The sequence below is a fragment of the Rathayibacter sp. AY1C1 genome (assembly GCF_002932105.1).
Taxonomy (GTDB): Bacteria; Actinomycetota; Actinomycetes; order Actinomycetales; family Microbacteriaceae; genus Rathayibacter.
Window position 1 is genome coordinate 1 of record NZ_PSWH01000014.1, and the last position, 14,717, is coordinate 14,717.

Sequence of the window (14,717 nt, forward strand, 5' to 3'; positions counted from 1 at the left end):
GCCGTAGGCGGGGCCTGCGGCGGGTTGGTCGGGGGACGAGGGCGGGGTGTTCTCCGGCGGGAGAGGTGTGCTCATCGCGCGAGTATCGCAGAGCGGCGACGGCCTGCCGCGACATCGAGACGTCCCGTCTCAACACGTCCCTCCCCCTCCCGCGGGATGCCGTTCGGGCACGCCGGACACGGCGTGTCGCGGACCGGAACGGCATCTCGCGGAGGGAGGGAGGACGGTGCGCCTCAGCGCAGCGACTCGAGCACGGCCTCCAGCTCGTCGACGGCGAAGTCGATCTCGGCAGCGGTGACCACGAGCGGCGGCGCCAGGCGGATCGTCGAGCCGTGCGTGTCCTTGGCCAGCACCCCGCGGGCCATCAGGGCCTCGCAGACGGCGCGGCCCGAGGCGAGCCGCGGGTCGATGTCGATGCCGGCCCAGAGTCCGGCGCCGCGGACGGCGACCACTCCGCGGCCGATCAGCGCCTCGAGGCGGGCGTGCAACTGCGCGCCGCGCTCGCGGGCGAGGGCCTGGTACTCGCCGGTCGCGAGCATCTCGACGACCGCGAGGCCGACGGCTGCGGCGAGCGGGTTGCCGCCGAAGGTGGAGCCGTGCTGGCCCGGCTGCAGGACGCCGAGCACGTCGGCGTCCGCGACCACGGCCGAGACGGGGACGATGCCGCCGCCGAGCGCCTTGCCGAGCAGGTAGACGTCGGGGACGACTCCGACCAGGTCGCAGGCGAAGGTGGCGCCGGTGCGGCCGAGGCCGGACTGGATCTCGTCGGCGATGAAGAGGACGTTGCGGCGCGCGGTGATCTCGCGGACGGCCGGGAGGTAGTCGGCCGGCGGCACGACGATGCCCGCCTCGCCCTGGATCGGCTCGATCAGCACCGCCACGGTGTCGTCGTCGATCGCGGCCTCGAGGGCCTCCGCGTCCCCGAACGGGACCGTGCGGAATCCGGGCGTGAACGGAGCGAAGCCGTCGCGCGCCTGCGCGTCGTCGCTGAACGAGATGATCGTGGTCGTGCGACCGTGGAAGTTGCCCGCCGCGACTATGATGTTCGCCCGGCCCGGAGCGACGCCCTTGACCCGGTAGCCCCAGGCGCGGGCGACCTTGATGCCCGACTCGACCGCCTCCGCGCCCGAGTTCATCGGCAGGATCATGTCCTTGCCGGCGAGCGCGGCGAGCGCCGTGACGAACGGGCCGAGGCGGTCGTTGTGGAACGCGCGGCTGGTGAGGGTGACGCGGCCGAGCTGCTCGCGGGCCGCCTCCAGCAGCACCGGGTGCGAGTGGCCGAAGTTCACGGCGGAGTAGGCGGCGAGGCAGTCGAGGTAGCGGACGCCCTCGACGTCGGTGATCCAGGCGCCCTCGCCGGTGGCCGCGACGACGGGCAGCGGGTGGTAGTTGTGGGCGGCGTGCTCCTCCTCCGCGGCGATGAGGGCGGCGGAGCGGGCGGTGTCGGTGTCGGTGATGCTCATGTCGTTCCTCCTGAGGGGACGATCGACTCTCCAGGAGTCGTCGCACTCGGCGTCGAGTGCGACGGATCGTGGACAGTGGAGGGTGGGTCGGCGCTGCTGGTCGCCGACCACGGGGAGTGGGTCAGCGGCGCAGCTCGAGCGTGCAGCACTTCACGCCGCCGCCGCCGAGCAGCAGCTCGGACAGGTCGACGCCGATCGGGTTGTAGCCGCGCTCGCGCAGCTGGCGCTCGAAGCCCGTCGCACGGGACGCGATGACGACATTGAGGCCGTCGGAGAAGGAGTTCAGCCCGAGCACGGACGCGTCCTCCTCCGAGACGAGGATCGCGTCGGGGTAGAGCTCGCGGAGGGTGCGGTTGCCCTCCTCGCTGAACGCGCTCGGAAGGTAGGCGATGTTCGTGTCGTCGAGCACGGCGATCGCGGTGTCGAGGTGGTAGAACGACGGGTTCACGAGCTCGAGCGTGACGACCTCGCGGCCGAAGACGCGGGCGACCTCGGCGTGCGAGTCGGAGGCGGAGCGGAAGCCCGTGCCGGCGAGGATCCGCTCGCCGACGAGGAGGAAGTCGCCCTCGCCCTCGTTGACCTCCTCGGGGACGCGGACGTCGAAGCCGGCCGAGCGGAACCAGTCCATGTACGCCGGGCCCTCGGGCTGGCGCTCGGGGTAGGTGAAGGAGGCGCCGTAGGCGATGCCGTCGATCACGAATCCGCCGTTGGCCGCGTAGACCATGTCCGGCAGTCCGGCCTCGGGCTCGATCAGCTCGATGGTGAAGCCGAGATCGGCGTAGGTGTCGTAGAGGGTCTGCCACTGCCGGACGGCGAGGGCGGTGTCGGTGGGGACCTGCGGATCCATCCACGGATTGATGCGGTAGACGACGGTGAAGTGCTCGGGACGGCACATCAGGATCGTCTTCGCGACGGGGGTTCGGGCGGGTGCCTCGGCGAGCACGGCGGTATCGGTCATTCGAGTCCTCCTGCGAAAGGATGCGGATGAGCGGACCGGGTCCAGTGGCTCCGTGCCCCGCGCATGACGCAACGGGATGGAGCACGCTCGCGCCCAGTCTTGCACGCGCCGATCGTGCGGTTCTCGCCGTGGAGCGCACGGAACGCGCGTGAACGGTGGGTGCAGCGCGGGAAAACGCCGCGGTTCTCGCGCGGGGCGCTGTGCTGCCGCCGCGGCTCCTCTTTCTCACCCTGAGGCACGGGTTTTCGGAGGGACGACTGAACGCCTCTCAGTGAGAAGGCCTTATCCCTCACTCTTGTCATCGCGCTGATGACATCTGTGAAATTCGCCGAATTCTGCCCTGAATGGGGGACTTAGTGCAGCGATAAGCGGCATGGGACGATCCCTCCGGCCCGACAGTCGTCGGCCTTCTCGCTCCGACGAATCCGGATGCCCTCCTCCATGCGAACGAAGACCCTCAGCGTCTCCCTTTTCCTCGCCCTGCTCCTCTCCCTCTTCGTCGCGACCCCGGCCCAGGCCGCAGGATCGCCGGCGGCGCCGACGAACGTGACCGTGACCGACAACGACTGCACCGATGCGGTCACCGTCTCCTGGACGCCGTCCGCGTCGGCGACGGCCGGATATCGGATCCACGTGTATGCCAGAGATACGGACTACTACGGCGAGGGCTACTACAGCACTTACTCGCTGAGTCTCATCGAGACGGGACGGACCACGAACGCGACGCTCGATCTCCCCCGTTCGTACGACGACTACTACTTCCAGGTGTCCAGCGTGTCCGACTTCCGTGCACCCTTCACGGGCGGCGCGGACGGCGAACCGCTCGCCGCATCTTCCAGTCAGAGCGCGCCCATCGAGGCATCGTTCCGCCACTTCTGGAACGTTCCCGCACCCGGCAACGTGAGCGTCGCGGCGGACCCGTCCGTCTATCTCGCATCCGCCCGCTGGGCGCGACCGGCCGCGAACGGCCAAGCCTGCAACTTCGACGAGTACCACTACACGATCGACGATCTCTCGTCGTCCGACGACCCGTCCGACCACGGCTACTTCGACGGCAGCATCCCCGTCTCGGACGCGTCCATCGACTTCCCCTACCTGCCTGTCCACAGGTACGAGTTCTGCATCTGGGCGTCTTCGCAGGACGAGCGATCCTACGATTCGGAATACCGCTCCTATTCCGACTCCCCTGTCTCCTGCACCTCGTTCGGAGCCGAGCCGTCGGCCCCGGATGCGCCGGGCGGGCTTCGCGCCTACCCGTCGGGCACCTCCATCACCCTCACCTGGAATCCCACGTACTACGACGGCGGCAGCCCCATCACGGGCTACAGAGTCAGCCGCAACGGCACCGACGCGGCCGGCAGCGGCCCCTGGTCGACCGTCGTCTCGGCCGACCGCCGCTCGCAGACCTTCACGAACCTCCGGCCCAACACGTCCTACACCTTCACCGTCCAGGCCATCAACGCGCTCGGCACCAGTTCCCCGACGACCTTCGTCCAAACCGCCGACCCCTACGTCGCCCCCTCCGTTCCCACGCGCGTCGCCGGCACCACGAACGACAGCGTGCGATCCGCGACGATCTCCTGGGCGCCTCCGGAGTCGGCCGGCAACCCGGCGATCACCGGCTACCGCGTCTCGCGCAACGGCGTCGACAACGCGGGCGCCGGTCCGTGGTCGACGACGGTCGCCGCCACCGCCCGCTCCTTCACGTTCACGCACCTGGCGGCGGGCGCCACCTACACGATGAGCGTCAGCGCGATCAACGCCGGAGGCGACAGCGGGGCGGCATCGACCGTCGTGCGCATCGGCGGCACCGCCCTCACCGCCGCGACCCCGACCGTCACCGGCACCGCCGCGGTCGGCTCGACGCTCACGGCGAGCGCCGGCACCTGGGGCCCCTCCCCCGTGGCCCTCGCGTACCAGTGGCGCGCGAACGGCACCGCGATCAGCGGGGCGACCGGCACCACGTACCGTCCGGTCGCGGGCGACGCGGGCAGGGTGATCACCGTCGCCGTCACGGGCTCGAAGTCGGGCTACGTCTCGACCACGCGGGTCTCCTCCGGGACCGCTGCCGTGACCGGCGGCGCGATCACCGCTGCTACGCCGACCATCAGCGGCACCGCGAAGGTCGGCTCGACCCTCACCGCGAAGCCCGGCACCTGGGGCCCCTCCCCCGTCGCCCTCGCCTACCAGTGGAAGGCGAACGGCACCGCTCTGAGCGGGGCGACGTCCGCGACGTACACGCCGACCGGCGCCACTCTCGGGAAGACGATCACCGTGACGGTCACGGGGTCGAAGTCCGGATTCACCGCCGTGACGAAGACCTCCGCGAAGACGAGCGCCGTGGTGGCGGGAACCCTCTCCGCCGCGACCCCGACGATCACCGGCACCGCGAAGGTCGGCTCCACCCTGACCGCCAAGCCGGGCACCTGGGGTCCCTCGCCGGTGGCCCTCACCTACCAGTGGAAGGCGAACGGCACCGCGATCTCCGGGGCGACCTCCGCCACCTACAAGCCGACCAGCGCCACGGTGGGGAAGAAGATCACGGTGACCGTCACCGGCAAGAAGGCCGACTACACGACGGCGACGCGCACCTCCGCCGCCACCGCAGCGGTCGTCAAGTAGGGGATCCGACCCGGGCCGCCGGGGGAGCCTGCTCGCGCGGACTCCTCCGGCGGCCCCGGGAATCCACCACCATCGTCCCCCGGACGGGGGCCCATCCCGCCGACACCCGCCCTCGCCCGGAGGCGGGCGGCGGCTAGCATTCAGACACCGTGTCCGCCGCGGCCTCCCGCGGATCCTGCCGAAAGGCCCGCCGTGCCCGCACGCCCCCTCGCCGCGATCGGCGTCTCCGCTCTCCTGCTGGCCGGCCTCGCCGCCGGTCCGGCCGTCGCCGCCCCCGATCTCCCGGGCGCGAGCGCCGCGCAGGAGGCGGCCGCCGAGGTCGTCCTCTCCGGCACCATCGCGCTCCGCGACGCCGATGAGGAGCACCCCGCCCCCGAGAACCCGTACTTCTACGTCCAGGTCGAGGACGCCGAAGGGGACGTGGTCGCCCAGGCGAACACGGGCGCGGACTTCTCCCTCCCCGTTCCCGGCGGCGAGCCCCTCACCGTCCGCGCGAACCTGATCGGCAGCGACGACTGGTACCCGACCTGGTTCGGCGACACCCCGGTCGCCGAGGCCGCGAGGACGACCCGGGGGACCGACGAGTCCGTCGCCATCTCCCTCCTGCGCAGCGCCGAGCTGTCCGGATCGGTCACCGCCGACGCGGTCCCGGGCGTCTCCTCCCCCTCCTTCGACGTGCAGGCCTGGTGGGTCGACGGAGGGACGTACTCGCTGCTCGACACCGTCCCCGTCACCGGAGCCCCCGGCGCCGCCCGCGCGTGGGACACGGGCGACCTCGCCCTGCCCGCCGGCGACTACCTCCTGCGCCTCGTGGAGCCGGGGTACCCCGCCTACGACGACCAGTACTTCTCGCGCCTGGCCCGCCTCGACGAGCGCGCGGTCGTCTCCGTGCCGCCGGGCGGCCGCAGCGGCATCGACTTCTTCCCGTCCGCCTACTCCTCCGACGTCGCCCGCCTCGCCGGGACCGACCGGTACGCGACCGCCGTCGCGGTGACCGCCTCCGGATTCGCCGACGGCGCCCCCGTCGTCTACCTCGCCAGCGGAGCGAACTGGCCGGACGCGCTGAGCGCCGGCCCCGCCGCCGCGAAGCAGGGCGGCGCCCTCCTGCTCACCGACCCGAGCGTCCTGCCCGCCGTGGTGGCGGCCGAGCTGCGCCGCCTCGCCCCGCAGCGGATCGTCGTGGTCGGCAGCGCCCTCTCCGTGAGCGAGTCGGTGCTCCAGCAGGTGAAGGCCCTCGGGATCCCGACCGAGCGCATCGAGGGCGTCGACCGCTACGACACCTCGCGCCGGATCGTCGAGGACGCCTTCCCCGACGGCAGCTACGAGAACGTCTTCGTCGCGACCGGCACCAACTTCCCGGACGCCCTCTCGGTCGCGCCGATCGCCGGCCGCCGCGCCGAGCCCGTCCTCCTCGTCGACGGCGCCCGCTCGCGCCTCGACCAGCCGACCCGCGACACCCTCGCCGGGCTCGACCCCTCCTCCGTGCAGCTGCTCGGCGGCGCGCCGTCGATCTCGACCGCCGTGGAGGCCGACCTGCGCGCCGCGAAGATCGCCGACACCGTGTCGCGCATCGCCGGGACGGACCGCCACGACACCAGCCGACACCTCAACGACGTCTTCCCGCCGTCCGAGCTGGGCGACACCGTCTACCTCGCGACCGCCACCGGCTTCGCCGACGCGCTGGCCGTCGGCCCGGTCGCCGCGAAGCAGGGCGCCCCGCTCTACCTCAGCGAGCCGACCTGCCTGCCGCGCAGCACCCGTGTGAAGATGCAGGGCCACGACCTCGATCAGGTGCTGCTCCTCGGCAGCCCCCTGACCCTGTCGGCGCAGGTGCGCTCGCTGTCCGCCTGCTGAGACCCGAGACGCACCGCACGAGCCCTGGAGATCCATGAGCGCCACCGCCGACCGTCCCCTCCTCGTCGGCATCGAGACCGGGGGCACGAAGGTCGTCGCGGCGGTCGCCGACGCCGCTGATCCCGAGCGGATCCTCGCGACGACGACCCTGCCGACCCGCGGGCCCGCCGAGACTCTCGCCGATCTGGCCGGCTTCGTCAGCGGCCACGGAGTCGACGGCACCGTCGCCGCGGTCGGCGTCGCCTCCTTCGGCCCGCTCGACATCGACCCCGGCTCGCCGACCTACGGACACCTCACCTCCACGCCGAAGCTCGGCTGGGAAGGCACCGACGTCCTCGGCCCGATCGGTGCGGCCGCACCGGGCGCGCGGCTCGCGCTGGTCACCGACGTCAACGGAGCCGCCCTGGGCGAGGCCCGCTGGGGCGCCGGAACCGGAGTCGACGACTTCGTCTACCTGACCGTCGGCACCGGAGTCGGCGGCGGCGTGATCGCGGGCGGACGGCTCCTCGCCGGCAGCGGCTGGCCCGAGGTCGCGCACCTGCTGCCCCGCCGCCACCCCGAGGACGGCTTCGCCGGCACCTGCCCGTTCCACGGCGACTGCCTCGAGGGCCTGGTCGCCGGTCCCGCGATCTCGGCGCGCTGGGGCGTCGACGGCTCCCGCCTCGGCCCCGAGGAGGCGGCCGCGAACCTCCGCTTCAGCTCCTACTACCTCGCGCAGCTCGTCACGACGCTCGCCTACGTCGCGGGCGTGCGGCTCGCGGTCGTCGGCGGAGGCGTGTCGAAGACGCCGGGGCTCGTCCCCGCGGTCGAGGCCGAGGTCGAGCGGCTGATGGGCGCGCCCGGAGCGACGGGGACGGGCGGCGGGCGGATCCGCATCGTGCGCCCGGCCCTCGGCGACGAGTCCGGGGTGCGCGGGGCGATCTCGCTGGCGGAGTCCCTGCTCGCCTGAGCTCTACCCTCGTCCCATGAGCGACCGACCCGTCGACCCCTCCGCCCCCGACTCCGGTCGCGACGAGACGGTGGAGGAGCGATCCGACCGCAACTGGAACGAGATCCTGCAGGAGCTGCGGGTCGTGCAGACCGGCACGCAGATCCTGGGCGGCTTCCTGCTGACGCTGTGCTTCCAGCAGCGCTTCGCCGACCTCGCGCCGCCCGACGTGGCGCTCTACCTCGTGCTCGTCCTGCTCGCCGCGTGCGTCACGATCCTGGCGCTGGCGCCCGTCATCGCCCACCGGCTGCTGTTCCAGCGGCGGAGGAAGGCCGAGCTGGTGCGGTTCGGCAACCGGGTGGTCACGGTGTGCCTCGCGGCGGGATCGCTGCTGTTCGTCGGAGTCGTGGGCTTCGTGTTCGACGTCGTGCTGGGCGGGCCGGCAGGCCTCTGGGCGGGCGGAGGCGTGCTGCTGCTGCTCGCCGTGGTCTGGGCGACCGCGCCGGTCCTCCTGCGGAGGCGCTGAGGGCGGTGGAGTCTGCCCGCCCCTCCCCCGCGAGTCAACGGGGTACCCGGGTCCGCCGCGCTCTTCCTACCGTGGCCGCGAGGCGCGCACCGCGCCGACGCGAGAGGAGCACCATGACCGACCGGACCGAGCAGCCGCAGGAGAACCCGCAGAACCACGACCACGTCGACGACGCGGGCGTCGACAAGCCCTCGCAGGCCGAGGGGGACGACACCGAGGGATCGGCCGGCTGATCGCCGCCTCGATCCCCGTCCTCCCCGCGGTCGACAGCAGCGCGGCCGTCCTCGCCGACGGCTACCTCTTCGGGACGCGGCGTTTCGACGACGTGGGCGCGGACGCGTTCCGCACCCGGATCCTCGGACGGCCGGTGATCATGGCGCGCGGCATCGAGGCGGCGCGCTTCTTCTACGAGGGCGGGCGCTTCGACCGCGAGGGCGCGCTGCCCGGCTCGGTGCTGCACCTCCTGCAGGACGAGGGCAGCGTGCAGACCCTCGAGGACGAGCCGCACCGGCGGCGGAAGCGCATGTTCCTGGATCTGGTGGAGACGCCCGAGCAGCGGTCGAGGCTGGTCTCGGCCTTCGCGCGGGAGTGGCAGGCGTCCGCCGCCCGGCTGACGGGCGAGCGGGTCCGCCTCCAGGACGTCGCCGCGGAGGTCCTGGGCCGCGCGGTCCTGTCGTGGGCCGGCATCGAGGCCGACGAGGAGGAGGTGCTGCGGCGCACGGACGAGCTCCGGGCGATGATCGACAACGCCGGGCGCTTCGGCCCGCCCAACTGGGCCGCGCGACTCCGCCGCCGCTCGACCGAGCGGTGGGCGCGCGGCCTGATCGAGGCGAACCGGACGGCCGGACCCTCCCCGACTCCCCTGCACCGGATCGCGCACGAGAAGGAGGACGGCGGCCTCCTCCCCGTCGAGGTCGCCGCGGTGGAGCTGATCAACCTGCTGCGGCCCACGGTCGCGGTGGGGCGCTTCGTGGTGCTGGCGGCGCTCGCGCTGCACCGGCATCCGGAGTGGCGGGAGCGGCTCGCCGACCAGGAGGAGCGCGTCGCGTTCGCGAACGAGGTGCGGCGCTTCTACCCGTTCTTCCCGATGGTCGGAGGAAGGGCCCGACGGGAGCTGGACTTCCGCGGCGAGACGCTTCCCGCGGGGCAGTGGATGCTGCTCGACCTCTACGCGACGGACCACGGCTCGCACTGGGAGGCGCCGGGCCGCTTCGATCCGGAGCGGTTTCGGTCGCCGGTCGACCGCAACGGCTTCATCGCCCAGGGCGGCGGGCACTACGGAGGCGACCACCGGTGCCCGGGCGAGCCGGCGACCGTCGACCTGCTGTCCGCGGCGCTGGAGCTCCTGGCCGCGGGGCACCCGTACGACGTCGAGGACGGGCAGGATCTGCGCGTGAGCCTGCAGAGCTTCCCGACCGGGCCGGAGGACGGCTTCGTGGTGAGGTTCCGCTAGGGGCGGGCGGGCTCGGCTCGCGGCCTCGGCGGGCGGGCTCGGCGGGCGGCCTCGGCGGGGGCGGTCCTCCTCCACAGGCCGCGGTTCCGCGCGCTCTCCCCGGATCCGCTCGGGCGTTCCCCGCCCGCCTCGCCCGACGAGCACGCTCGGGGGATGCAGAAGCCGAGTCAGTCCTCCGGAGCGTCGAGCTCCTCGAGCGCCCGCAGCGCCTCGCGGGCGCGCTCGAGCCGATCGGCCTCGGGCTCGTCCCACCATGCCGGTCCGCGCTCGCCCAACCCGTGCTTGGCGAGCCCGACCCTCCTGCGCGCCAGCGCCTCCGCCTCCGCGTCCTCGTGCATCCTGGCGGAGCGCACTCCCGAGCGCCCGCGCCCGAGGTGCGAGGTGAGGCCGGCGACCACGTCCTCCGGCAGAGAGGGGTCGGTGCGCCGCCATCGGCGGCCCTTCACCACGAGCCAGCGCTCGTCGTCCTCGTCGCTCACTCCGTCACCGCCGCCTCGGGTTGAGCCGGTCACCGGTGCTCGTGAGGTCCACCTGATCCGGCAGGAGGAGCGCCTCGATCCGCCCCGCGGCGGAGAGCCGCAGCAGGTCGTCGACGAGGGCGCGCGAGCCGCCGATCAGCGTCGAGTCGAAGTCGACCTCGCTCGCGAGGTACCAGGCCCGGTCCTCCGGCCAGAGCGCGAGCGGAGTCTGCACGACGAGCCCGGAGGCGTCGGCGAAGCCCGCCGAGCGCGCCCACGCGGTGTCCTCGAGCACCCTGACGTCGAGCGAGAGCAGAGCCCCCTCCCGCCCCGGCAGCTCCACCGTCGCCGCGGCGGCGGTCTCGGGGTGCTCCCAGCCGGTCGGCCGGGTGTCGCTCATCCACTCGGGCAGCTCGTCCGAGGCGTCCGAGTGGGAGATCAGGACTCGCGACCCGCCGCTCAGCACGCCGAACCCCTCCCAGAACACGGCCAGGCAGTCCTCGGGAGCGCTCGTGTGCTCCGCGAGCACGGCGGCGACGGCCGCGAGCTCGTCGAGCGGGAGCACTCCGAGGCGGGGCTCCGCGTACTCGTCGGGATGCTCGCCGGTGAGCGAGTCCCACTGCGCGAGCGGATGCAGGAGCGTCCCCTCCCGCTCGGCGACCTCGCGCCACCGCCGGGGCGGGTCGTCGGAGGGGTGCAGGATCCGCACAACCGCCTCGAACAGCGGAGGGACGATCCCCTCGAAGCGCCCGAACGGTCCGAGAGCGCGCAGCATCGGGTCCGCCCGCGCGGCGTCCCGCTCGGCGCGCAGGGGCGCGTCCCGGGGTGTCGGCTCGACCATCGGCCCAGGCTAGCGCTGGACGGTCGCTCCGCTCAGGGCGGAGAGGGCCCGCTGCGGCCCCGTCTCGCGGGCGAGGGCCTCGGCGAGCGCCGTCAGCCGTTCCCGGGCGGGAGCGTCGAGTGCGAGCATCCGCCGCGCAGCCTCCGCGAGCTCTCCCCCGGAGGCCGCATTGGGGTCGAGCACGGCGGCGAACCCGGCGTCCTCGAGCGCGGCCGCCCCCGCGAACTGGTCCGTCGAGAACGGCAGGACGACGAGCGGCACGCCCGCGGTCATCGCCTCCGTGACGCTGTTGTTGCCGCCGTGGCTGACCGCGAGCGCGGCCCGGCGCAGGAGCGCGACCTGCGGCAGGAAGCCGCGGACCAGCCAGCCCTCGGGGACCTCGCCCAGGGCCGAGCGCTCGGTCGCGCCGGAGGCGAGAGCCACGCGGACGGGCCTGCCCCCGACCTCGATACCGGCCAGGGCCTCGACGACCCGGGCGAGCACGTCGTCGCGCACCGAGAGGAAGCTGCCGAAGCTCACGTAGACGACCGGATCCTCGGACGCGGCGAGCCACTCCTCGACCTCCCCGTCATCGGGCTCCTCGCGGACGGCGGAGCCGAGGAACGCGTGCGGCGGCAGCTGAGCGGTGCGGGCCGAGTCGTGGAGCTCGCCTGGGTAGTTGAGCAGCAGGACGTCGCCGCTCTCGGCGAAGGCGTCGGCGCTGGGCGCCGCCCCGGGGTCGAGGGTGGTGAGGGCGGCGTTCCACTCCGCGGTGAAGGAGTCGCGCACACGCTCGCAGAGGGCGCGGAGCGCATCGAGGTCGTCCAGCTCCGGAGCGAAGGCGTCCGGCCAGACCGGGGGGAAGCCGTAGACCTCGCCGGGCACCGTGAGCGCGCTGGGGTGGCCGAGCACGACGTCGCCGTAGGGCACGCGGAGTGCCTTCAGCGCCACGCGCGCGGTGAAGGCGAGGTGGTCGACCACGATCGCGTCGGGCTGCACCTCGTCGAGGATCACGCGCAGGCGCGCGGCGACGCCGGACGGATCCCAGAGCAGGTCGGTGAGCCGTTCCCGCGCCTGGTAGGCGAGGGTCGGGACCATCCCGCGCCGGGTGGCGTCGAAGAAGCCGCGGAGGGACGCGCCCTCGTCGGGCGCCTGCTCCTCCGCGCGGATCGTGCCCGGGTTGGAGCCGCGCCCCAGCCGGAGCGCGATGTGCTCGAATCCGAAGCCGTCCACGATGGAGCGCGTCGCGTCGCCGGTGGCCACGACGACGCGCTCGCCCGCCTCCTGCCACGCCGTGCCGAGGGTCGCCAGCGGCAGCAGGTGCGACGCGTAGTCGGGGCTGATGATCAGCAGGGTCACGAGGCCCCCAGCACGAGCGGCGAGCGGAGAGGACGCTCCTGGTCCGCGGTCGCGTGCGCGTAGACGCCCGAGAGGGCATGAGCCATGGCCTGCACCGTGTAGCGCTCGGCGACCATCGCGCGCCCGCGGGCCGCGGCGTGCTCGCCGAGAGGCCCGCCTGCGAGATCCAGTGCGGCGGCGGCACCGGCGGCGAGCGCCGCGGGGTCGGCGGTGTCGACCAGGAAGCCGGTCTCACCCTCCTCGACGTAGGTCGCGGGCCCGCCTGTCGCCGGAGCGACGACGACCAGTCCTGCGGAGAGCGCCTCGAGGAGGGCGATGCCGAACTCCTCCTTGACGCTCGCGCAGACGTACGCGCCTCCCGGAGCAGAGAGCCCCGGTCGGCCGTGCCGGATCGCGCCGAGCCAGCGGGCCACGGTCCCGTTCGGGCGGTGGCCGGCCAGGAGCAGCCCGTCGGACGCGACGGCGCGGATGCGGTCGAGCTGCTCGCGCTCGTCGGGGCTGGGGTCGGCGAGGTCGCCGCCGACCAGGAGCAGGTTGGCGCGCTCCCGGAGCGAGGGGTCGGACGCCCAGGCCTCGGCGAGCGCCGCCATCCCCTTCACCCGGTGCAGGCGGCCCACGCTGAGCAGCAGCGGGAGGCCGCGGCGGTGCTCGGGCAGCTCCTCCAGCAGGAGGTCGAGCGAGGCCAGGTCGCCGCCCTCGTCCAGCGCGACCGGCTCACCGGCGGCGGAGGCCCGTGCGGCCGACTCGCCGCGCTCGACCAGGCCGACGTCGATCCCCTCCGGGACGATCGTGTGCCGCTCCGGGTGCGCGGTGATGTCGACGCCGATCAGCTCGCGGATGGTCGCGGCCAGCTCCTCCCGCGGGAAGAGGACGGTGTGCGCGGCGTCGGCGGCCAGGCGCTGCACCAGGCGCACGCGGAACCAGAAGTGCTCGGCCGCGTCGCGCTCACCGAAGTCCGCGCGGGTGAGGGCGCCGGACGCGTCCAGGCCCGCGATCAGGGCGTGCGGGTCCGGAGCGAGGGTGAACACGACGGGGATCTCGAGATCCCGGGCGACCGCGGCCGCCGCGAGGGATCCGACGTCCGCCATCCGCAGGTGCAGCACGTCGACCCCGCCGGCCGCGCGCAGGATCCGGCGGATGCCGCGCTCGGCGGCGATGCGGCGGCTCCACGCCTGGGGCATGGCCACGGGCGGCCCCACGAACGGGACCGGAGCGAAGCCGTGGCCGGAGTCGGGCAGCTCGCCGAGCGCGCGCTCGGCCTCGGCCGGAGTCCCGCGCGAGAGCGTGAGCACCCGGTCGATGCCCTCCTGCTCGACGAGCGAGTCGCCCAGGCGCACCAGCAGGGTCGCGATGCCGCCGTTGTCGCCGGCGCCCACCCGCGTCAGGGTGCCGTCGATGTCGGCATGGACGAAGAGCTGCGCGACCGTCGGCCCGGCCTCCACGGCCGGTGCGGGGGCGAGGTCGCCGAGGGCGAGCCGGGCGAGGGGCCCGATCGGCGCCGCCTCCTCGGCCAGGCCGGTGAGCAGGAGGTCGGCGTCGTCGGAGCCGCGCTCGCCGAGCGCGTCCGTCGCGGCGGCCCGCGCCTCCAGCCCCTCCGCGCGATCGGCGGCCACGTGCAGGAGGGTGCGCTCGGCGATCGTGCCGGGCACGAGGCCCAGGGTCTCGACGAGCCGTGCCCGGGCCGCCGCTTCGCGCTCGCCGAGCAGCGCGCCCTCGAGCGCGACGGCGACGAGGTCGGGGGTCGAGGAGGCCCAGAGCAGGACGGTGCGCTGCGCGAGCATGCCGGAGAAGCCGCCGTCGCGAACCAGGCGCAGCAGCGGTCCGAGCGCGGCGGGGCGGGGCAGGCGCCCGCCGAAGGCCCAGGCGGCGTGCTCGCGGAGGTACGGGCGCTCGTCCTCGAGCAGCATCAGCAGCGCGAGGTCGGCCTCCTCGTCGAAGACCTGCGCGAGCGAGTGCACGGCCGCGATCGCAGTGAGCTGGTCGGAGGGGTCCAGGGCTGCGCGGGTGAGCAGGCGCACCGCGCGGCCGCCGCCGTCGCTCACCGCGGCGACCGTCAGCTCGTCGGCCATCCGGACGGCCTCGAGCAGAGTGGGAGCGGCGCGCACGGCGTCGAGAGCGGTCTGCGTGGCCATGGTTCACCTGGTCTGTCGGAGCGGAGAGTGCGACGGAGCGCGACTCCCGACCGCTGGAGCGGCCCAGGAGGAGCGGACCGGTACCGAGCATGCCGCGTGGGCGGCTGGGATTTCGCCACTTGCGTCGGATCTCCTCCCGCGGTA

At 73.8% G+C, this 14,717-nt stretch carries 11 protein-coding genes; 5 read left to right on the forward strand and 6 right to left on the reverse strand.

Annotated features, from left to right (window positions below; genetic code table 11):
- Positions 1-233 precede the first annotated feature (233 nt).
- Together rocD and ddaH are read right to left on the reverse strand one after the other, a co-directional pair.
- The gene (gene rocD / locus C5C71_RS08445; protein WP_181065673.1) at positions 234-1,463 is read right to left on the reverse strand and encodes an ornithine--oxo-acid transaminase; all 1,230 of its coding nucleotides are present in this window, start codon (positions 1,461-1,463) and stop codon (positions 234-236) included.
- Between the two features lie 121 nt (positions 1,464-1,584).
- On the reverse strand, positions 1,585-2,421 hold the full coding sequence (gene ddaH / locus C5C71_RS08450) for a dimethylargininase (protein ID WP_104337524.1): 837 nt from the start codon (positions 2,419-2,421) through the stop codon (positions 1,585-1,587).
- A gap of 441 nt (positions 2,422-2,862) precedes the next feature.
- Between ddaH and C5C71_RS08455 the strand changes: the two genes are divergently transcribed.
- From C5C71_RS08455 to C5C71_RS08475, 5 genes are all read left to right on the forward strand, one after another.
- Positions 2,863-5,043 (forward strand): fibronectin type III domain-containing protein, encoded by a 2,181-nt coding sequence (locus tag C5C71_RS08455; RefSeq protein ID WP_181065674.1) that lies wholly within the window; start codon positions 2,863-2,865, stop codon positions 5,041-5,043.
- A gap of 192 nt (positions 5,044-5,235) precedes the next feature.
- Positions 5,236-6,897: a cell wall-binding repeat-containing protein gene (locus C5C71_RS08460; protein WP_104269318.1), complete on the forward strand. Its 1,662-nt coding sequence runs from the start codon at positions 5,236-5,238 to the stop codon at positions 6,895-6,897.
- A 34-nt stretch (positions 6,898-6,931) separates the two neighbouring features.
- A complete protein-coding gene (locus C5C71_RS08465) occupies positions 6,932-7,846 on the forward strand; it encodes an ROK family protein (protein WP_104292541.1) in 915 nt (304 codons plus the stop codon).
- A gap of 16 nt (positions 7,847-7,862) precedes the next feature.
- The gene (locus tag C5C71_RS08470) at positions 7,863-8,351 is read left to right on the forward strand and encodes a DUF6328 family protein (RefSeq protein WP_104223741.1); all 489 of its coding nucleotides are present in this window, start codon (positions 7,863-7,865) and stop codon (positions 8,349-8,351) included.
- Between the two features lie 325 nt (positions 8,352-8,676).
- Positions 8,677-9,804 (forward strand): cytochrome P450, encoded by a 1,128-nt coding sequence (locus tag C5C71_RS08475; protein ID WP_104267860.1) that lies wholly within the window; start codon positions 8,677-8,679, stop codon positions 9,802-9,804.
- A 167-nt stretch (positions 9,805-9,971) separates the two neighbouring features.
- Here C5C71_RS08475 and C5C71_RS08480 read toward each other — a convergent pair whose 3' ends face one another.
- Genes C5C71_RS08480 through C5C71_RS08495 form a run of 4 tightly spaced genes read right to left on the reverse strand, consistent with a single transcriptional unit; the run spans position 9,972 to position 14,573 of the window.
- Positions 9,972-10,283 (reverse strand): biopolymer transporter Tol, encoded by a 312-nt coding sequence (locus C5C71_RS08480; protein WP_104256066.1) that lies wholly within the window; start codon positions 10,281-10,283, stop codon positions 9,972-9,974.
- 4 nt (positions 10,284-10,287) lie between these two features.
- Positions 10,288-11,103 carry a hypothetical protein gene (locus C5C71_RS08485; protein ID WP_104337526.1) on the reverse strand — a complete coding sequence of 272 codons (816 nt, stop codon included), beginning with the start codon at positions 11,101-11,103 and terminating at the stop codon, positions 10,288-10,290.
- A 9-nt stretch (positions 11,104-11,112) separates the two neighbouring features.
- A complete protein-coding gene (locus C5C71_RS08490; protein WP_104337527.1) occupies positions 11,113-12,441 on the reverse strand; it encodes a glycosyltransferase in 1,329 nt (442 codons plus the stop codon).
- Entirely contained in the window at positions 12,438-14,573 is a 2,136-nt protein-coding gene (locus tag C5C71_RS08495) for a glycosyltransferase (protein WP_104337528.1), read from the reverse strand. The genes C5C71_RS08490 and C5C71_RS08495 overlap by 4 nt, the downstream gene beginning before the upstream one ends.
- Positions 14,574-14,717 lie beyond the last annotated feature (144 nt).